Below are 18,388 nucleotides of genomic sequence, written 5' to 3'. Positions count from 1 at the left end.
GATCGGTGGCGGCGCGTCTCAGTAGCCCAGCTGCGGGTCCACCGCCATCGCCGGGCGCTGGCCGCGCCGCAGCTGCGCCAGGTTGTCCAGGGTCTGGCGCGCGATGGCGGCGGCTTCGGTGCGCGCGGCGATGTGCGGCGTCACCACCACGCGCGGATGATGCCAGAACGGATGGCCGGCGGGCAGCGGTTCCTGCGCGAAGGCATCCAGCGTGGCCGCGCCCAGCGTGCCGTCGTCCAGCGCGCGCAGCAGGTCGGCTTCGACCAGGTGGCTGCCGCGGCCGACGTTGACCACGTGCGCGCCGCGCGGCAGCCGGGCGAACACCGCGGCGTTGAGGAAGCCCTGCGTCTGCGCGGTCAGCGGCAGCAGGCACACCAGCGTGTCGCAGCCGGCCAGGAAGGCGTCGAGCCCGTCCGGGCCGTGGAAGGACTCGACGCCGGCCGGCAGGCCGGCCTTGGGGCCGCGGCTCCAGCCGCGCACGCCGTAGCCCACCGCCAGCAGCGCCCGCGCGCAGGCCACGCCGAGCGTGCCCAGCCCGGCGATGCCGACGCGGTGGCGCGCCGGCGGCACGATGGGCTGCTCCTGCCACCGCCGCGCGGCGGCGCTGTCCAGGTAGGCGCCCATCGCGCGCTGCCGGTGGATCACCGCCCAGGTCACGTAGGCCGTCATGGTGCCGGCCATGTCGGTATCGACGATGCGGCACAGCGCCGGTTCGCGCGGCAGCTCGGGGTCGGTGTGGAAGTGGTCGATGCCGGCGCCGAGCGACTGCACCAGGCGCAGGCGCGGCATGGCGGCAAGCACGCCGGGCGGCGGATACCAGCACACCGCGGCCTCGATCTCGCCGAGCGCGCCGAGGCTCTCCGGCGTGCTGCCCAGGCGCAGGTCCACCCCGGGCAGCAGCGCGCGGAAGGCCGCGGCCAGGTAGTGCATGTCGAGCACGCTGCTGAGCAGGGCGATGCAGGGCGGCTTGCCGGCGCCGCCGGCCGCGATCTCCGTCGGCTGCGCGCTCATGCGTAGCCTCCCGCGCCGCTGGCGCGCAGGCCGCCCGGCGCGAAACCGTCGGCGGCGGCGGGTATCGGCATGGCTGGCGGCGCCGGCTGCGCGGCCGGCGCGGCCTCGCGCGCCAGGCGCGGGATGGCCTCGATCAGCTTGCGCGTGTAGGCGTGCGCCGGCGCGTCGAGCACGCGCGCGGTGGCGCCGTATTCGACCACCTCGCCGCGCTGCATCACGGCGATCTGGTCGCACATCTGCGCGGCCACGCGCAGGTCGTGGGTGATGAAGACCATCGCCAGCTGGAACTGCTCGCGCACCTGGGCGAACAGTTCCAGCACCTGCGCCTGCACCGAGACGTCGAGCGCGGAAACCGGCTCGTCCGCCACCAGCAGCTCCGGCTGCATGGCCAGCGCGCGCGCGATGCCGATGCGCTGGCGCTGGCCGCCGGAGAACTCGTGCGGGTAGCGCTCGGCGGCCTCGGGCCCCAGGCCCACCAGCTTGAGCAGCGCCAGCGTGCGCGCGTGCGCCTCGGCGCGCGGCACGCCCTGGGCGATGGGGCCGGAGGCGATGGCCGCGCCGATGCGGTGGCGCGGGTTGAGCGAGGCGTAGGGATCCTGGAACACCATCTGGATCTTGCCGCCCGAGCGCTGCAGCAGGCCGCTGCCCTGCGACAGGTTGCGCCCGTTGAAGAGGATGCGGCCGCTGTCGAACGGCGCCAGGCCGACGATGCAGCGGCCCAGCGTGGACTTGCCCGAGCCGGATTCGCCCACCAGCCCCAGCGTCTGCCCGCGCAGCAGCTCCAGGTTGATGTTGCGCGCGGCGGGCACTTCGCGCGGGGGCCTGAACAGGCCGCCGCCGCTGCGGTAGGTCTTGCACAGGTCCTGCACCTGCAGCACGCGGTGGAATTCGGCGCCGTCCCCGGGCGCGCGCGCCTGGCCGCCCGGGATGGCGGCCAGCAGCTTGCGCGTGTAGGCGTGCCGCGGCGCGCCCAGTACCTGCGCGGCCGGGCCGGCCTCGACGATGGTGCCGGTCTGCATCACCGCCACCTGGTCGGCGATCTCGGACACCACGCCGAAATCGTGGGTGATGAACAGCACCGCCATGCCGCGCTTGCGCTGCAGCTCGCGGATCAGCTGCAGGATCTGCGCCTGGGTGGTGACGTCGAGCGCGGTGGTGGGCTCGTCGGCGATCAGCAGGCGCGGCTGCAGCGCCATCGCGCAGGCGATCATCACGCGCTGGCGCTGGCCGCCGGACAGGCGGAACGGGAAGCTGTCGTAGAGCAGCCCGGGATCGGGCAGGCCCACGTCGGCCAGCGCGCCGACGATGCGCCGGCGCTTCTCGGCGGCGCCCAGGCTCTGGTGCGCGTCGAACACCTCGGCGATCTGCTCGCCGATGCGCATGACCGGGTTGAGCGCGGTCATGGGCTCCTGGAACACCATGCCGATCTGCTGGCCGCGCAGCTCGCGCAGGGCCGGCTCGCCGAGCTGCAGCAGGTCGCGCCCCCCGAACAGGATGCGGCCGGCCACCGGCTCCACGTGCGGGCGCGGCAGCAGGCCCATCACCGCGTTGGCGATCATCGACTTGCCCGAGCCGGATTCGCCCACCACGCACAGGGTCTGGCCCGCGTGCAGGGTCAGCGAGGCATCGGTGACGGCCAGCGCGCGGTCGCCGCCGGCCGGCAGGCGGATGCTGAGGTTCTGGATGTCGAGCACCGGGCTCGCGGCGGCGCCGTTCATCGTCCCCTCCCGCCCAGGCGCGTGTTGAGCGCGTCGTTGAGGCCCTCGCCGACCATGTTCAGCGCCAGCACCGTCAGCAGGATGGCCAGGCCCGGGAACACCGCCATCCACCAGGCCTGGCGCAGCACCGTGCGCGCCGAGCCCACCATGTAGCCCCAGCTCATGTGGTTGGGGTCGCCCAGGCCGAGGAAGCTCAGGCTCGATTCCAGCAGGATCGCCGTGGCCACCATCAGCGAGGCCATCACCACGATGGGCGAGGCGGCGTTGGGCAGGATCTGCGCCACGATGATGCGCAGCGTCGACTGCCCCGCCAGTTGCGCCGCGGCGACGAAATCGCGCTGGCGCAGCGATAGGAACTCGCTGCGCACCAGGCGCGCCACCGGCGGCCACGACACGATGGCGATGGCGCTGACGATGGAGGCGACGGACGGCTCGAAGATGGCCACCAGCACCAGTGCCAGCGCGAAGCTCGGCACCGCCTGGAACAGCTCGGTGAAGCGCATCAGCGCGGCGTCGATCCAGCCGCCGAAATAGCCGGCGATGGCGCCCAGCGTCACGCCGATCGCCAGCGAGACCACGGTCGAGACCACGCCGATCAGCAGCGAGATGCGCGCGCCGTGGATCACGCCGGCCAGGATGTCGCGGCCCATCGTGTCGGTGCCGAGCGCGAAGCCGGCTTCCTGCATGGGATGGAGGAAGGGCTGCTGCACCATGTCCCACGGATCGTGGCCGGCCAGCAGCGGGCCGAACAGCGCCAGCACCGCGATGCACGCCATCACCAGCAGGCCGAGCAGGGCCGCCTTGTTGCGGCAGAAGCGCCGCCAGAATGTGTTTTTCATTGCATCTCGATCCGTGGGTCGACCAGGGTGTAGACGAAATCCGTGATCAGGTTGAACACGACCGCCATCGCGGCGGTGACCAGGAAGCAGCCCAGCAGCAGGTTGTAGTCGCGCTGCAGCAGCGCGTCGAACATCAGGCGGCCGATGCCGGGCCAGGCGAACACGGTCTCGGTCAGCACCGCGCCGCCGATCATGCCGCCGGCCTGGATGCCGGCCAGCGTCACCACCGGCAGCAGCGCGTTGCGCAGGATGTGCGCGCGCTGGATCCGTCCCGGGCGCACGCCCTTGGCGCGCGCGGTCTTGACGAAGTCCATCTGCGCCACTTCCAGCATCGAGGCGCGCGTCATGCGCGCGTACACGGCCATGTAGAACAGCGCCAGCGTCAGCGCGGGCAGTACCAGGTGCGCGGCAACGTCAGCCACGCGCGCCAGCCCGTGCAGGTCGGCGCCCACGGTGAAGTAGCCGAAGCCGGGCAGCCATTCGAGCTGCACCGAGAACAGCAGCACCGCCATCATCGCCAGCCAGTACAGCGGCGTGGCGTAGAACACCAGGGCGAAGGTGGTGATGGCGCTGTCGGTCCAGCTGCCGGCGCGCCGGCTGGCCCACGCCCCCAGCGCCACGCCGAACAGCACCGAGAGCAGGAAGGCGCTGCCGGTCAGCAGCAGCGTGGCCGGCAGGCGGTCCAGGATCAGCTTCAGCACCGGCTGCTGCTGGCGGTAGCTGTAGCCCAGGTCCAGCTGCGCCACGTGCAGCAGGTAGTTGCCGAGCTGCTGCGGCAGCGGCTGGTCCAGGCCGAACTGCGCGCGCAGCTGCGCCACGAACTGCGGGTCGGAGGCGCCGGCCTCGCCGGCCATGACCGAGACCGGATCGCCGGGCGCGGCGCGGATCAGCAGGAAATTGACGGTGGCGATCACCAGGATGGCGAGCACGCCCTGGACCACCCGGTTGAGCATGCGCTGGGTACGACTCATGGCTTCCCCCTCGAACAGGAACGCGCCGCCATCACGCCAGCCAGGCGCGGCCGAGGCCGTCGTTCAGGCCGATGCCGGAATTGATCGGGTTGTTGACGCGGCTGCGGTACAGCGTGGGGAAGTTCAGCTCGTGCATCCACACCACCGGCATTTCGTCGAGCAGGATCTTCTGCACGTCGCGGTAGAGCGCCGCGCGCCGGGCCGGGTCCATCTCGCGCGCGCCGGCCTGGAACAGCTCGTCCACGCGGGCGTTGCGGTAGCCCTCCACGTTGTTGAAGGGCGAGCCCTGGGCGATGTTGTCCGAGGTGTAGTTGCGCGCCACGCCCAGCGCGGGGTCGCCGTACTGGTAGACGTAGGTGAAGGCGAGGTCGTAGTCCCACTTGTTGAGGCGCTCGCCCCAGCCGGCCACGTCGGTCGGCGTCATCTCGATCTTGACGCCGGCCTGCAGCAGGTTCTGCCGGACGATCTCCGCCGAGCGGGTCCAGGTCTCGCCGTAGGGCAGCGGCAGCAGGCGCAGCGCCTCGCCCTTGTAGCCCGACTCGGCCAGCAGCGCCTTGGCCCTGGCGAGGTCGCGCGGGTATTTGGCGACGTCGGTGCTGTAGTACTTGATGTGGCTGTTGAAGGGGCCGGTGGCGGTCCTGGCGTAGCCCTGCCAGGCCACCTTGGCGATGGCGTCGCGGTCGATGGCGAAGGCCAGCGCCTGGCGGAACTTGACGTTGTCCATCGGCGCGCGGCGGTTGTTGACCCACAGCCACGAGTGCGGCGCGAAGAACTCCCAGCCCTTGGTGGTGACCTGCACGCCGGGCAGCTTGGCCAGCCGCGCCACGTCGAAGTATTCCACCGCGCCGCCCGGCACCAGGTCCACCTTGCCGGACTCGAACGCCGCCGCGCGCGCGGCCGCGTCGGGGATCACGTGGAAATAGACCGAGTCCACCAGCGGCACGTCGGGCAGGTGATAGTGCTCGTTGCGCACCAGCTGGATGTAGGAGCCGCGCACCCACTCCTTGAACTTGAGCGGGCCGGTGCCGATCGGGGTGGCATTGGCCGAGTTGGTCAGGAAATCGGTTCCCTCGTAGATGTGCTTCGGCACCATCGGCATCGAGCCCACCTCGAAGATGCCGAGGAAGGGGCCGAACGGGTACTTGAGCTTGAACTCCACCGTGTACGGGTCCACCGCGCGGATGGTTTCCACCGCGGCCAGGTTGGCGCGCAGGCGGGCGTGGGTCTTGCGCAGGAACACGTCGGCGGAGAACACCACGTCGGCGGCGGTAAACGGCTTGCCGTCGTGCCAGGTCACGTTGCGCTTGAGCTTGAAGGTGTACAGCGTGCCGGCCGGGTTGACCGTCCAGGACGTGGCCAGCGCCGGCTGCGGGTCCAGCTTCTCGTCGTAGCGCAGCAGGCCCTCGTAGATATTGCCGGAGATCAGCTGGGTCGGGCCGTTCTGGGTGATGCCGATCATCAGCCCGGACGGCTCGGGCTGCACCAGCGCGTTGATCACGCCTCCCTTCTTGCCCTGCGCAAGCACGTGCAAGGGCACGCCCGCGAGCGACAGCCCCGCGGTGGCAACACCCATCTTGATCAGTTGGCGACGATTCATGGCGAGACTCTCCTGGGGCTAGGGATGTGTGGGTCAGGCAAGAAGGGAAAAACGGGGCGAAGCGCCGGCGCCGGGTCGCCGGCGTTCAGCCGCTGGTGTCCAGCCGCTGGCGCTCAGTCGCGGAACGAAGGCGCGGCGGCCGGCTCCAGCCGGCGCAGCAGCGCGCGCCATTCGCGCGCGTAGGGATCGGGCGCGCCCGGCAGGCGGTTGGTGTCGCCGCTTTCGTACTGGCGCGCGGTCTTTTCGCGGACCGCCTCGGGCACCGGGTATTCCGGCTGCCCGCTGGACTGGATCGCCACCTGCACGCGGCAGGCGCGCTCCAGGTTGTGCATCAGGATGAAGGCCTCCGCCACGCTGCGGCCCAGCGTGAGCAGGCCGTGGTTGCGCAGGATCAGCGCGCGCTTGTCCGGGCCGAGGTCGGCCACCAGGCGCTCGCGCTCGTCGAGGTCCAGCGCGATGCCCTCGAAGTCGTGATAGGCCACGCGCTCGTGGAACTGTAGCGCCCACTGGTTCGACGGCTTGAGGCCGCACGCCAGCGAGGACACCGCCACGCCCGCCACCGTGTGGGTGTGCAGCACGCAGGCCGCGTCGTGGCGCGCGGCATGCACCGCGCTGTGGATGGTGAAGCCGGCGGGGTTGACGTCGCAGCCCGGCGGCGCGCTGACGATGCGGCCCTCCAGGTCGATGCACACCAGCGACGACGCCGTGATGTCGCGGAACAGCGTGCCGAACGGATTGATCAGGAAACGGTCCTCGGTGCCGGGCACGCGCGCCGAGATGTGGGTGTAGATGCTGTCGTCCATGCCGTACAGCGCGACCAGGCGGTAGGCGGCGGCGAGATCCTCGCGCACGCGCTGTTCCGCCGCGGAAATGGTCGCAGCCGCGGCCTGGATGTGGAGGGAGGGGACCGTGTTGCCCATGTTTTCTGTCCTTTGGCTAGGCGTGGATAGGCGCCATCGGTGGCGCGCTGATCTGGTTGCCAACTGTCGACAGCCGGCAGTCGTCGCCGATACGCAAAGTTCAGGCCATGCCGGCCGGAACTCGGGCAAGGTGCCGCGAGCCGGTGGCAACTGTTTGATTTATCGGGGATTTACTCGAGCGGGGCGGGCGGCATGCACGCGCGTGGGGCGGCGCGCGCATGCCCGAGGCTGGCGCGCGGCGGCATGCCGGGCCCGGCATTGGGGAGCGATGCACGAGAGATGCGCCGGTCGGGATGCACCGATTGGTGCGTGGGCACGCTAGTTCCTGGCGAACAGCCGGCACGGCGCTTCGGCAAAGCACCGTATGCGCGGCTGCACGCGCAGCAGGGCGCGCACGTCGCCGTCGATGGCGTCCATGAAATGCTGCACGACCTCCGCCGGCCGCGAGGGGCCTTCGCGGAAGTTCGCCTCCACATGGACTCCCGCGCCGTGGGGTTCGGCGAGCAAGGGCACCGCCATGACCTGCACCAGTTCCGGCCTGGCCTTGAGCGTGGCGGCGCAGTGGCCGGCCACCCGGGCGACGAGCGCGTCGATGGCGGCCGGGTCCCGCGGCATCGATCCCGGTCCGATGAAGACCTTGACGATCGGCATGAGCGGCTGTTCGTATGGATGGCGTGCCGCCGCGACGGCGCGGCACGCCCGCCCCGTCAGTCGAGCCGGATGTTCGCCGCCGTGACGATGCGGCCGTACTTCTGCAGCTCGGCCTGCATGAACTGCCCCAGCTGCCTGGGCGTGCCCTCCTGCGGTTCGGCGCCAAGGTCCTGGATTGCCGCCTTGACCTTGGGCATCTGGTTGATGCGTATCAGTTGGGCATTCAACTTGTCGACGATGGCCTGCGGCGTTCCGGCAGGCGCGAGCAACGCGGCCCAGGTCGAGCCTTCGAAACCCGGATAGCCCTTTTCGGCCACGGTCGGCACGTCCGGCAGCCAGGGGATGCGCTTCGCGCCGCTGACGGCCAGCGCCTTGATCTTGCCGCTCTTGAGGAGCGGCAGCGTGACCGGCGTGCTGTCGAACATGACCTGAACCCTGCCGCCCATCAGATCGGTCATCGCCGCCGAGGCGCCCTTGTACGGCACGTGGGAAATGGTCAGGCCGGCCTTGTCCTTCAGCATTTCCATCACCAGGTGGTTGGTGATGCCGTTGCCGCCCGAGGCGTAATTCAGGCGAGGGCCCTGCTCCTTGGCGATGCGGATGAATTCCTCGAAGGTGTTGGCCGGGAAGTCATTGTTCGCGACCAGCACCTGCGGCACCCGGATCACCAGGCCGATGGGCTCCAGGTCCTTGATCGGGTCGTACTTCAGCGTGTTCTTGTAGATCCAGGGGCTGATGGTCAGCGGGCCGCTGGAGCTCATCAGCAGCGTGTAGCCGTCCGGCGCGGCCTCCGCCACCGCGCGCGCGGCGATGGTCGCGCCGGCGCCGGGGCGGTTCTCCACCACGAAGCCCTGCCCCAGCGCCTGGCCCAGATGTTCCGCATAGATGCGGGCAATGATGTCGGTGGTCTGTCCGGCGGGGAAGCCCACCAGGATGCGTACCGGCTTGTCCGGGTAGCCCTTGCCGTCTGCGCCGGCAAGGGCGGCTCCGCAGGCCAGTGACAGGCACAGCGAGGTCACGGCGATCAGCTTCTTTCTTAATGTCTTCATGTCTCCATCCTCCTGTTGCGGCGGCGGCTGCGCCACTTTTAAGAGCGCCGCTCATTCTGACTCTACAAGCAGGTCATGAATCGTTTCATTGTCTTTGTCGCTGCGTCGCGGCGATGCCATCGGCTGCGTCTTTTCGATCGCACAAGAACCACGTTTTGCGCATCTTCATTGGCGACAAAAGAAACGTTTCATTTGAGAATTATGGCTATCTGCCAGTAGGCGTCAACCAAGGGCTAACCCTTAAGGTCGATTCGTCGTGGGAGGTCGGAGTCCCGATTCTCTCAATAATCTATTGTTTTTAAATGAGTTTATCTTGGTGGCGTGGAAGTCTGTCGATGTTACCCTGGTTGTCTCGCGCCAAGTTGATCTGGTTTCATCGCTTGCGACGAACTTATCATCTTGCTAGTATTGAATCGTTTCAACAAGATGCGGTGTGCCTCGTGAAACGGCCAACACCAGCCGCACCACCCGGACGAGGCGATCCCGGCTGGGCCACTGCCGGGCACGGCAGTGAAACGAATCAACATATCGACAAGGCGAGCGAAGATGACTGAACTGTCGGGAGTCGAGGGCATGGCGGATGGCCAGCCACTCAAGGGCGTCACCGTGGTGGAGTTGTGCCACAGCATCGCGGGGCCGTACGGCGCCAGCATTCTGGCGCAGCTGGGCGCAGAAGTGATCAAGGTCGAGAACCCGGCCAAGGGCGACGATGCGCGCGCCTGGGGGCCGCCGGACTGGTGCGGTTCATCGAGCGTGTTCCAGGCGATGAACCGCGACAAACTCGGAACGACCCTGAATCTCAAGGATGACGCGGAGTGCGCGCGCCTCAAGGCCTTCATTTTCGACAAGGCCGACGTCGTGCTGCAAAGCCTGCGCCCCGGCGCCGCCGAAGCGCTCGGCCTCGGTGCGCAGGCGCTGCGCGGCGTCAAGCCGGAACTGATCTACTGCAACCTCGGCGCGTTCGGCACGCGCGGCCCCCTGCGCGAAAAGCCCGGCTACGACCCGTTGATGCAGGCGCGCGGCGGGCTGATGAGCGTGACGGGGGAAGACGGCCGCGAGCCGGTGCGCGTGGGCTGCTCGATCATCGACATGGGTACTGGCATGTGGGCGGCGATGGGCATCGTGTCCGCGCTGTATCGCCGCGCGGTCAGCGGGCAGGGATGCGTGGTGGATACCTCGCTGTTCGAAAGCAGCATCGCGTGGATGACGGTGCATCTGACCGGCTACATGGCGTCGGGCGAGATCAGGCGGCCGATGGGCTCTGGCCTGGTCGAGATCGTGCCGCACCAGGCCTTCCGCACGCAAGACGGCTACATCATGGTCGCGGCCGGCAACGACTCGCTGTTCCGCAAGCTCGCCGCCGCGATGGGATGCCCCGAGCTGGCAAGCGATCTGCGCTACGCCACCAACAATGGGCGCGTGGCGAACCGCGACGGTTTGCTGCCGGTTCTGCAGGGTCTCTTCGCCGGCCGTTCGACCGCCGAATGGGAGGCAACGCTTGACAACGCGGGCGTGCCGGCCGCGCCGCTGCAGAAGGTCGACCAGGTGCTGAGCGACGCGCAGACGCAAGCCATGCAGATGATCCAGTCCGTGCCGGGCTCGGAGATGACGCTGGTTGGCCTGCCGCTGTCGTTCGACGGCACACGCCCGCCATGCCGCTCGGCACCGCCGCGCATGGGCCAGCACAACGCGGTGTTTGCCGAGGCGGATGCCGCCGTCGAACCGAAAATCGCCGCAGGAGCGCAGGCATGAACCAGTTGATAAATGCACCTCTCGAGACGCTGAAGCTGTCGCAATTGGCCGGGCCTGTCGTCCAGGTCAGCATCAATCGCCCGGAAGCGGCCAATGCGATCAACACGCGCATGGGCGAGGAGCTGACCGACGTATTCACTCGCCTGGCGGCTGGCCGGGAGCAGGTCCGCGCCATCGTGCTGACCGCCGAGGGCGACCGCCATTTTTGCGCCGGCGGCGACCTGAAAGAGCGAAATGGCATGACCGACGCCGACTTCCTGCGCCAGCACGCCATCTATGAGCGCATGGTGCTGGCCATCATGGATTGTCCGGTGCCCGTCATCGCCGCGGTCAATGGCGCCGCGTTCGCGGGCGGCTGCGAACTGGCGCTGGCCTGCGATTTCGTCTACGCCGGCGACAACGCCAGGTTCGCGCTGACCGAAACCAGCCTCGGCATCATGCCTGGCTGCGGCGGCACGCAGAACCTGGCGCGTGCCGTCGGCACACGCCGCGCGAAGGAACTGATTCTCGGCGCCATGCCATTTTCGGCGCAAGACGCCTGCGAATGGGGGCTGGTCAACAAGATCTGCCCGGACCACTCGGTCAAGCAGGAAGCCGCGCACATCGCGCAGCGCATCGCCGCCAATGCGCCGCTGTCGGTCTACCAGGCCAAGCGCGCGATCGACCACGGCGCGCGCATGGATTCGCGCACGGCCATGTTCTTCGAGGTAGAGGCCTACAACCGGCTGGTGCCGACAGCCGACCGGCTGGAAGGCATCGCCGCCTTCAACGAAAAGCGCAAGCCGGTATTCACCGGACGATAAGCATGCGCGGCGCAGACAAAGGAGATGCCATGAGCGACAAGGTGACGATTCGGGAAGTTGGATTGCGCGACGGCTTGCAGATCGTCAAGGGATTCATGCCTACCGACACGAAGCTGGCATGGATCGCGGCGGAGCACGCCGCGGGCGTGACGGAGATCGAGGTGTGCTCGTTCGTGCCGCCGAGACTGATTCCGCAGTTCGCCGACGCCGAGGCCGTGGTGAACGGCGCGCTCGCGCTGCCCGGCCTCGCGGCTACCGCGCTGATTCCCAACCTGAAGGGGGCAGAGCGCGGCCTCGCCCTTGGCGTGCACAAGCTCAACTACGTCATGTCGGTCAGCGAGCGCCACAACCTCGCCAACGTGCGGCGCTCGACGCAGGAATCGCTGGACGACTTCCGGCGCATCGTCGCGCTGGTGCGCGACAGTCAGGTGCCGCGTCGTCCCAAGGTGGTTGGGGGCTTGTCGACGGCGTTTGGCTGCACGCTCGAAGGGCGCGTGTCGGAAGCGCGGGTGGTCGAACTGGCGGTCGCGCTCGTCAGGGCCGGCGCCGATGAGCTGACCATCGCCGATACCGTCGGCTACGGCGATCCCGCCGGCGTGCGCCGCGTCTTCAAGGCGGTGCTGGACAACGTCGGCGACATTCCCGTGGCCGCGCATTTCCACGATACGCGCGGGCTGGGCATCGCCAATGCGCTGGCCGCGGCCGACACCGGCATCCGCGCGTTCGATGCCTCGCTGGCGGGCCTGGGCGGCTGCCCCCATGCGCCCGGCGCGACCGGCAACGTGGTCACGGAAGACCTCGCTTTCCTGTTCGAGTCGATGGGGCTGGCCACGGGAATCGACCTGAACCAGCTCTTGCAGGTGCGCAAGATCATCGAAGCCTCGCTGCCCGACGAGCCGCTCAGCGGCGGCCTGGCGCGCGCCGGCTTGCCGCGCGGCTTCGGCGGCCACGCGCTGGCGGCATGACGGAGGCCGCCATGCTGACGCTGGAAATCGGCCGCTTCGCGCACGAGTTTGGCTGGGATGCCATTCCGGACAAGGTGCGACGCCAGATCACGAGTGCCTTCATCGATACCACGGCCACAATGGTGGCTGGCCGTACCGAACCCGTCACCGCGGTGCTGCTCCATCACCTTGCCGATGAGCTGGCACTGGCGGGGCATTCTTCGCTGCTGTTCGGGGACCGCCATGTGCCGGCGCAGTACGCCGCGCTGGTCAATGGCACCGCCGCCCACGCGCTCGACTACGACGATGTCGCGCTGTCCGGCCATCCCAGCACCGTCCTGGTGCCGGCGCTGGTCGCGCAGGGCCAGCACATCGGCGCGTCGGGCCCGGACCTGATCCGGGCCTATCTCGTCGGCTATGAAACCTGGGCCGAACTGGTATCGCGCGATGCCGATCCGCATCATGCCAAGGGCTGGCATCCGACCGGGGTATTCGGCACCGTCGCCGCCGCCGCGGCGCTGGGCGCGCTCGAGCGTCTCGACCCGGCCATCGTGGCGCATGCGGTCGCCCTGGCCGCCAGCATGGCCGCCGGGCTGGTGGGCAATTTCGGCACCATGACCAAGCCGTTTCATGCGGGACGGGCGGCGCAGGCCGGCATCGAGGCCGTGCGTCTGGCCAGATGCGGAATGACCGCCGCCCTCGACGTGCTCGACCGCGGCAACGGCTACCTGATGGCGATCTCGCCGAACGGGCGCGTGCGCATGGATCCGGTGGCCGCGCCGCTCGGTACCACGCTGCGCTTCCTCGAAAACGGACTGAGCGTCAAGAACTACCCGGTCTGCTATTTCGCCCACCGGATCATCGACGGCGTGCTGGACCTGCGGGCGCAGGCCGGCCTGCAGGCGAGCGAGGTCGCGCACGTGAAGCTCGTCATCGGCGATGTGCAGGCCGGCATGCTGCGCAACCACCAGCCGCGCAGCGCACTGGAAGCCAAGTTCAGCGCCGAGTTCGGCGTCGCCGCGGCAATGGTTGCGGGGCGCGTCGACCTGTCGGTGCTGAACGATGCGTTCGTCGGCCGCGACGACGTGCGGGCGCTGATGGCGCGCGTCGAGGTGGAGACCACCGAGGCCCAGTGTCCGGTCGAGCCGGTGTTCGCGCCCAACGACTACGTGACCATCGGGACCCGGGACGGGCGCGTGCTCGACAGCGGCCCGATCCGTTTCCCGCGCGGCAATGCGCTGAACCCGCTGCCCGCGGCGGCGCTCAGGGAAAAGTTCATCAACTGCCTGGCGGGCGCGCCGGAACTGGATGCGCCGGCCATCTTCGCGCGCCTGTCGGCGCTGGAATCGCTGCCGGACCTGGCGGGCGTGTTCTGCGCGCCGGCCGCGGCGGGACGCTGACGCATGCCGACGCATGTGCCGACAGCCATGCCGGCCACCATCGACGGCCACCAACAACTCCAGAGAGACATCATGACATCCGACATCAATTGCAGCGTTGCCCTGGGCGAGGACTACAGCGACTTGCGCGACGCGGTGCGCCGGCTGTGCGGCGATTTCCCGGGCGCGTACTGGCGAGAGCTGGAAAAGACCGACGACTATCCCACGGCCTTCATCTCGGCGCTGACGGAGGCCGGCTTCCTGGCCGCACTGATACCGGAGCAGTACGGTGGCGCCGGCCTGCCGCTGCGTGCCGCGGCGGCCATCCTGGAGGAGATCAATGCGTCCGGCTGCGTCGCAAGCCAGGGCCATGCCCAGATGTACATCATGGGCACGCTGCTGCGCCACGGCAGCGAGGCGCAGAAATCGCACTACCTGCCGAAGATCGCCAGCGGCGCGCTGCGCCTGCAGGCCTTTGGCGTGACCGAGCCGACCACGGGCTCGGATACCACCAGCCTGAAGACCACCGCCACGCGCAAAGGGGATGTTTACGTCATTAACGGCCAGAAGGTGTGGACCTCGCGCGCGCTGCATTCCGACCTGATGCTGCTGCTGGCGCGGACCACGCCGCTGGCCGAGGTGAAGAAGAAGACCGAGGGGCTGTCGGTGTTCCTGGTCGACATCAAGGCCGGCCTGGGCAGGGGGCTGGAGTTGCGCCACATCGACGCCATGATCAATCACGGCGCTACGGAAGTGTTCTTCGACAACCTCGAGATTCCCGCCGAGAGCCTCATCGGCCAGGAAGGCAGCGGGTTCCGCTACATCCTCGACGGCATGAACGCGGAGCGCATCCTGGTCGGCACCGAAGCGCTGGGCGACGGCCGCTGGTGCCTCAGGAAAGCCGTCGAATATGCCGGCGAGCGCAAGGTGTTCGGGCACAGCATCGGCAAGAACCAGGGCGTGCAGTTCCCGCTGGCGCGCTGCCATGTCGAACTGGAGTCGGCGGACATGATGTGCCGGCGCGCGGCGGCCCTGTTCGACGCCGGCGCCGACTGCGGAGAAGCCGCCAATATCGCCAAGCTCGTGGCTTCGGAGGCGGCGTTCCATGCGGCCGACGTGGCGATGCAGACGCTGGGCGGCTTCTCCTTCGCCAAGGAATACGACCTGGAGCGCAAATGGCGCGAGACACGGCTGTATCAGATCGCGCCGATCTCCACCAACATGATCCTGGGCTATGTCGGGCAGCACGTGCTGGGCATGGAGCGCTCCTACTGAGCCGGCGCGGCATCTCAAATCACAAACCAGAAGGTCAACATGAAACTTGTACGTTACGGCGCGCCTGGACAAGAACTGCCGGGCATCATCGACGAGGCGGGCGTGCTGCGCTCACTGTCTCCGCTTGTCGCCGACATCACCGCCGCCATCATCGCGCCGGCCGGCCAGCGCATGCTGCGAGCGCTCGACCTGAGCCGGCTGCCGGCGGTGGCGGGATCGCCGCGCCTTGGCGTGCCGGTGGCCGGAATCCGGCAGATCGTCGCCGTTGGCCTGAACTATCGGCAGCATGCCGAAGAAGCGAAGATGGCCATCCCGGCCGAGCCGATGCTGTTCAGCAAGGCGATCAGTTCGCTGTCGGGCCCCGGCGACGACATCCTGGTGCGGGCGGGATCGCAGAAGACCGACTGGGAAGTCGAGCTTGGCATCGTCATCGGGACCGAAGCGGAATGTGTCAGCGAGGCCAATGCGCTCTCCCACGTGGCGGGCTACTGCAACGTCAACGATGTATCGGAGCGCGCCTGGCAGCTGGAGAAGGGTGGCCAGTTCTTCAAGGGCAAGAGCGCGCGGTCGTTTTGCCCCGTCGGTCCCTGGCTGGCGACCGCCGACGAGATCCGGTGGCCGCAGGAGCTGGCGCTGTCGCTGTCCGTCAACGGCAAGGTGATGCAGGCGGGCAATACCGCGGACATGATTTTCGGCGTGCCGCAACTGGTGAGCTACATCTCGCACTACATGACGCTGATGCCGGGCGACCTGATCATCAGCGGCACGCCGGCCGGAGTGGGGCTGGGCATGGTGCCGCCGCAATTCCTCCGCGCGGGCGACACCGTCACGCACAGCATCACCGGGCTGGGCGAGCAGCACCACAACGTGGTGCCGTATTAGACGGCGGGTCCGCAATAGCGGACCCGCGGTGGAAATGCCTGGCCGGCTGACGATATCAGTACAATCTGTCGATTGAATCGATGCAAGGGACAGGTGTGAAATCAGTCACCATTCGGGATGTCGCAAGAGAGGCGGGGGTGTCCGTCGGCACGGCTTCGCGCGTCATCAACGAGGCGAGCAATGTCGAGCCGGAAAACCGCGTGCGCGTGCGTGCCGCCATCGAGAAGCTGGGGTTCGTGCCGAACCGGGCCGCGCAAAGCATGCGCAATGGTTCCAACCGGGAAATCGGCATCATTGTGCGCGACATCACCATCCCGGTGCTGGCCGGTTTCGTCAAGGCGGCGCAAAGCGTGTTCGACCAGGCCGGCTATGTCCTGCTGATCAGCAGCGCGGAGAACGAGAAGAGCCGCGAGCTGGAGCTCCTGAGCCTTCTGCGCCGGCGCCGCGTGGATGGCCTGATCATGACTACCGCTTCGCAGGTGGATGCCCAGCTGGCCAGCGCGCGCGAGCATCTCGGGTTTCCGGTGGTGCTGTTCGACCGCGATATCGCCAACGCCGCCGATTGCGTGCTGATCGACCATGCCGAAGGGATGCGCCAGGCCGTGAGTCATTTGTTGAGCCTCGGGCATCGGCGCATCCTGCTGGTCACTGGCGATCTGGAAACCTATCCGGCCCAGTCCCGCATTCAGGGCTACCGGCAGGCGCACCAGGCTGCCGGCATTCCGGTCGACGAGGCGCTCATACACGCTGGCAGCTTCGAGTCCAGCTCGGCGTTCGTCGAAACCGCCTCCATGCTCGGCATGACGAACCGCCCCAGCGCCGTGATCGCGGGCGGCATCGGCATGCTGCCCGGCGTCATGAAGGCCGTTCGGGCACACAGCCTGCGCATCCCGGAGGACATCTCGGTGATCGGCAATGGCGATTCGGATCTTGCCGTGCTGGCAAGCCCCGCGATAACGGTAATCAAGTGGGACTACAGCGAACTCGGGCGCACCAGCGCGCGCATGATCCTCGATCGCATCGCCAGCCGCGCCGTGCCGGCGCAGCGGCGCATTCTGTTTCCGACCGAACTGGTGATACGCGGTTCCTGCGCCGCGCCGCTGGCCAATGCATAGCGGCGCGGCGCAGGCGGCGGCTCAGTCTTCGTGCTCCAGCCGCGCCGCCTCCTCGTCGCTGAACAATTCCGAGCGCGTCAGGAAGCGCAGGCCGGTCGGCCCTTCCAGCGAGAACATGCCGCCGGAGCCGGGCACGGCGTCGATCACCAGCCGCGTGTGCTGCCAGTACTCGAACTGCGCGCGCGTCATGTAGAACGGTACGCCGCCGATCTCGCCCAGGCGGACGTCGGCCTCGCCGAGGATCAGCTCGCCGGCCGGGTAGCACATCGGCGCGCTGCCGTCGCAGCAGCCGCCGGACTGGTGGAACATCAGCTCGCCGTGCTGCGCGCGCAGGTGCTCGATCAGCGCCAGCGCGGCGGGCGTGGCGACCACGCGCCGCACGGCGCCGGTGGGGATGGCTTCGGACATGGGGGCGCTCCTTGCCGGGTCGGGATGCTCAGCTTGCGGCGAAGTCCATCACCACGCGGCCTTCGATGTCGCCGGCGCGCATGCGCGTGAAGATGTCGTTGATCTTCTCCAGCGGCGCGGTGGAGACCGTGGCCTTGACCGCGCCGTGCGCGGCGAAGTCCAGCGATTCCTGCAGGTCGCTGCGGGTGCCGACGATGGAGCCGCGGATGGTGATGCCCTTGAGCACCACGTCGAAGATCGGCGTGGGGAAGTCGCCCGGCGGCAGGCCGTTGAGGGCGATCGTGCCGCCGCGCCGCACCATGCCGATGGCCTGGCCGAATGCCTTGGGCGACACCGCCGTCACCAGCGCGCCGTGGGCGCCGCCGATTTCCTTCTGCAGGTAGGCCACCGGATCGGTGGTGCGCGCGTTGACGGTGACTTCGGCGCCGAGCTTGCGCGCCAGCTCGAGCTTCTTGTCGTCGATGTCCACGGCCGCCACGCGCATGCCCATCGCGCGCGCGTACTGCACGGCCACGTGGCCGAGGCCGCCGATGCCGGAGATGACCACCCACTGGCCCGGGCGCGTCTCGGTGACTTTCAGGCCCTTGTAGACGGTCACGCCGGCGCACAGGATCGGCGCGATCTCGACGAAGTCCACGCTGTCGGGCAGCAGGCCGACGTAGTTGGGGTCGGCCACCACGTATTCGCCGTAGCCGCCGTTGACGGAGTAGCCGGTGTTCTGCTGCTTCTCGCACAGCGTTTCCCAGCCTTGCAGGCAGTGCTCGCAATAGCCGCAGGCGCTGTACAGCCACGGCACGCCGACGCGGTCGCCTTCCTTGACGCGTGTGACGCCCGCGCCCACGGCGGAGACGTAGCCCACGCCTTCGTGGCCGGGAATGAAGGGCAGGGTGGGTTTGACGGGCCAGTCGCCTTCGGCGGCGTGCAGGTCGGTGTGGCAGACGCCGGAGGCTGCGATCTTGACCTGGATCTGTCCGCGGCCGGGCTCGGGCACGGGGACTTCATCGATCGTGAGCGGGGCGCCGAATTCGCGCACCACGGCGGCTTTCATCATCGCTGTCATATGTCGACTCCTGA

At 68.6% G+C, this 18,388-nt stretch carries 17 protein-coding genes; 7 read left to right on the top strand and 10 right to left on the bottom strand.

Annotation, left to right across the window (positions count from 1 at the left end; all coding sequences use genetic code 11):
• Positions 1 to 18: 18 nt before the first annotated feature.
• From AC3WXD_RS13420 to AC3WXD_RS13385, 8 genes are all read right to left on the bottom strand, one after another.
• A complete protein-coding gene (locus AC3WXD_RS13420; protein WP_492323921.1) occupies positions 19 to 1,011 on the bottom strand; it encodes a 2-hydroxyacid dehydrogenase in 993 nt (330 codons plus the stop codon).
• Positions 1,008 to 2,729 carry an ABC transporter ATP-binding protein gene (locus AC3WXD_RS13415; protein ID WP_082079869.1) on the bottom strand — a complete coding sequence of 574 codons (1,722 nt, stop codon included), beginning with the start codon at positions 2,727 to 2,729 and terminating at the stop codon, positions 1,008 to 1,010. The genes AC3WXD_RS13420 and AC3WXD_RS13415 overlap by 4 nt, the downstream gene beginning before the upstream one ends.
• Positions 2,726 to 3,568, bottom strand: a complete 843-nt coding sequence (locus AC3WXD_RS13410) for an ABC transporter permease (RefSeq protein WP_492323920.1) — start codon at positions 3,566 to 3,568, stop codon at positions 2,726 to 2,728. The genes AC3WXD_RS13415 and AC3WXD_RS13410 overlap by 4 nt, the downstream gene beginning before the upstream one ends.
• A complete protein-coding gene (locus AC3WXD_RS13405) occupies positions 3,565 to 4,539 on the bottom strand; it encodes an ABC transporter permease (RefSeq protein WP_059413800.1) in 975 nt (324 codons plus the stop codon). Before AC3WXD_RS13405 ends, AC3WXD_RS13410 begins: the two co-directional genes overlap by 4 nt.
• Before the next feature lie 31 nt (positions 4,540 to 4,570).
• Positions 4,571 to 6,136 carry an ABC transporter substrate-binding protein gene (locus AC3WXD_RS13400; protein ID WP_492323919.1) on the bottom strand — a complete coding sequence of 522 codons (1,566 nt, stop codon included), beginning with the start codon at positions 6,134 to 6,136 and terminating at the stop codon, positions 4,571 to 4,573.
• Between the two features lie 113 nt (positions 6,137 to 6,249).
• A complete protein-coding gene (locus AC3WXD_RS13395; RefSeq protein ID WP_492323918.1) occupies positions 6,250 to 7,056 on the bottom strand; it encodes a class II aldolase/adducin family protein in 807 nt (268 codons plus the stop codon).
• Positions 7,057 to 7,374: 318 nt separating this feature from the next.
• Complete coding sequence (locus AC3WXD_RS13390) at positions 7,375 to 7,707, bottom strand: hypothetical protein (protein WP_492323917.1); 333 nt, start codon at positions 7,705 to 7,707, stop codon at positions 7,375 to 7,377.
• Between the two features lie 56 nt (positions 7,708 to 7,763).
• The gene (locus AC3WXD_RS13385; RefSeq protein WP_492323916.1) at positions 7,764 to 8,756 is read right to left on the bottom strand and encodes a Bug family tripartite tricarboxylate transporter substrate binding protein; all 993 of its coding nucleotides are present in this window, start codon (positions 8,754 to 8,756) and stop codon (positions 7,764 to 7,766) included.
• 546 nt (positions 8,757 to 9,302) lie between these two features.
• Between AC3WXD_RS13385 and AC3WXD_RS13380 the strand changes: the two genes are divergently transcribed.
• The 7 genes from AC3WXD_RS13380 (at position 9,303) to AC3WXD_RS13350 (ending at position 16,906) form a co-directional block, all read left to right on the top strand.
• A complete protein-coding gene (locus tag AC3WXD_RS13380; RefSeq protein WP_492323915.1) occupies positions 9,303 to 10,508 on the top strand; it encodes a CaiB/BaiF CoA transferase family protein in 1,206 nt (401 codons plus the stop codon).
• Positions 10,505 to 11,311 (top strand): enoyl-CoA hydratase/isomerase family protein, encoded by an 807-nt coding sequence (locus AC3WXD_RS13375; protein ID WP_020204060.1) that lies wholly within the window; start codon positions 10,505 to 10,507, stop codon positions 11,309 to 11,311. The genes AC3WXD_RS13380 and AC3WXD_RS13375 overlap by 4 nt, the downstream gene beginning before the upstream one ends.
• 29 nt (positions 11,312 to 11,340) lie before the next feature.
• Positions 11,341 to 12,276: a hydroxymethylglutaryl-CoA lyase gene (locus AC3WXD_RS13370; RefSeq protein WP_020204059.1), complete on the top strand. Its 936-nt coding sequence runs from the start codon at positions 11,341 to 11,343 to the stop codon at positions 12,274 to 12,276.
• Between the two features lie 11 nt (positions 12,277 to 12,287).
• Positions 12,288 to 13,655 (top strand): MmgE/PrpD family protein, encoded by a 1,368-nt coding sequence (locus tag AC3WXD_RS13365; protein ID WP_020204058.1) that lies wholly within the window; start codon positions 12,288 to 12,290, stop codon positions 13,653 to 13,655.
• Positions 13,656 to 13,727: 72 nt separating this feature from the next.
• Positions 13,728 to 14,909: an acyl-CoA dehydrogenase family protein gene (locus AC3WXD_RS13360; RefSeq protein ID WP_043366910.1), complete on the top strand. Its 1,182-nt coding sequence runs from the start codon at positions 13,728 to 13,730 to the stop codon at positions 14,907 to 14,909.
• Between the two features lie 39 nt (positions 14,910 to 14,948).
• Entirely contained in the window at positions 14,949 to 15,791 is an 843-nt protein-coding gene (locus tag AC3WXD_RS13355; protein WP_492323914.1) for a fumarylacetoacetate hydrolase family protein, read from the top strand.
• Between the two features lie 80 nt (positions 15,792 to 15,871).
• A complete protein-coding gene (locus tag AC3WXD_RS13350) occupies positions 15,872 to 16,906 on the top strand; it encodes a LacI family DNA-binding transcriptional regulator (RefSeq protein WP_492323913.1) in 1,035 nt (344 codons plus the stop codon).
• Positions 16,907 to 16,927: 21 nt separating this feature from the next.
• On the opposite strand, the gene AC3WXD_RS13345 is transcribed toward AC3WXD_RS13350, so the two are convergent.
• Together AC3WXD_RS13345 and adhP are read right to left on the bottom strand one after the other, a co-directional pair.
• Positions 16,928 to 17,314: a DUF779 domain-containing protein gene (locus AC3WXD_RS13345; protein WP_492323912.1), complete on the bottom strand. Its 387-nt coding sequence runs from the start codon at positions 17,312 to 17,314 to the stop codon at positions 16,928 to 16,930.
• 28 nt (positions 17,315 to 17,342) lie between these two features.
• Positions 17,343 to 18,374, bottom strand: coding sequence for an alcohol dehydrogenase AdhP (gene adhP, locus AC3WXD_RS13340; RefSeq protein WP_029043829.1), 1,032 nt, complete (start codon positions 18,372 to 18,374; stop codon positions 17,343 to 17,345).
• Between the last annotated feature and the right edge of the window lie 14 nt (positions 18,375 to 18,388).

The sequence above is a fragment of the Cupriavidus sp. FW216-B1 genome (assembly GCF_058789195.1).
The sequence above is the reverse complement of the archived record's forward strand: the minus strand, read 5'-3'. Positions and strand labels throughout refer to the sequence as shown.

Bases quoted from the DNA above. Each gene is read 5' to 3' on its own strand.
- AC3WXD_RS13395 (WP_492323918.1), bottom strand. From the start codon at position 7,056: ATGGGCAACACGGTCCCCTCCCTCCACATCCAGGCCGCGGCTGCGACC.
- AC3WXD_RS13390 (WP_492323917.1), bottom strand. From the start codon at position 7,707: ATGCCGATCGTCAAGGTCTTCATCGGACCGGGATCGATGCCGCGGGAC.
- AC3WXD_RS13415 (WP_082079869.1), bottom strand. From the start codon at position 2,729: ATGAACGGCGCCGCCGCGAGCCCGGTGCTCGACATCCAGAACCTCAGC.
- AC3WXD_RS13375 (WP_020204060.1), top strand. From the start codon at position 10,505: ATGAACCAGTTGATAAATGCACCTCTCGAGACGCTGAAGCTGTCGCAA.
- AC3WXD_RS13365 (WP_020204058.1), top strand. From the start codon at position 12,288: ATGCTGACGCTGGAAATCGGCCGCTTCGCGCACGAGTTTGGCTGGGAT.
- AC3WXD_RS13355 (WP_492323914.1), top strand. From the start codon at position 14,949: ATGAAACTTGTACGTTACGGCGCGCCTGGACAAGAACTGCCGGGCATC.
- AC3WXD_RS13400 (WP_492323919.1), bottom strand. From the start codon at position 6,136: ATGAATCGTCGCCAACTGATCAAGATGGGTGTTGCCACCGCGGGGCTG.
- AC3WXD_RS13405 (WP_059413800.1), bottom strand. From the start codon at position 4,539: ATGAGTCGTACCCAGCGCATGCTCAACCGGGTGGTCCAGGGCGTGCTC.
- AC3WXD_RS13420 (WP_492323921.1), bottom strand. From the start codon at position 1,011: ATGAGCGCGCAGCCGACGGAGATCGCGGCCGGCGGCGCCGGCAAGCCG.
- AC3WXD_RS13370 (WP_020204059.1), top strand. From the start codon at position 11,341: ATGAGCGACAAGGTGACGATTCGGGAAGTTGGATTGCGCGACGGCTTG.
- AC3WXD_RS13385 (WP_492323916.1), bottom strand. From the start codon at position 8,756: ATGAAGACATTAAGAAAGAAGCTGATCGCCGTGACCTCGCTGTGCCTG.
- adhP (WP_029043829.1), bottom strand. From the start codon at position 18,374: ATGACAGCGATGATGAAAGCCGCCGTGGTGCGCGAATTCGGCGCCCCG.
- AC3WXD_RS13410 (WP_492323920.1), bottom strand. From the start codon at position 3,568: ATGAAAAACACATTCTGGCGGCGCTTCTGCCGCAACAAGGCGGCCCTG.
- AC3WXD_RS13350 (WP_492323913.1), top strand. From the start codon at position 15,872: ATGCAAGGGACAGGTGTGAAATCAGTCACCATTCGGGATGTCGCAAGA.
- AC3WXD_RS13345 (WP_492323912.1), bottom strand. From the start codon at position 17,314: ATGTCCGAAGCCATCCCCACCGGCGCCGTGCGGCGCGTGGTCGCCACG.
- AC3WXD_RS13360 (WP_043366910.1), top strand. From the start codon at position 13,728: ATGACATCCGACATCAATTGCAGCGTTGCCCTGGGCGAGGACTACAGC.
- AC3WXD_RS13380 (WP_492323915.1), top strand. From the start codon at position 9,303: ATGACTGAACTGTCGGGAGTCGAGGGCATGGCGGATGGCCAGCCACTC.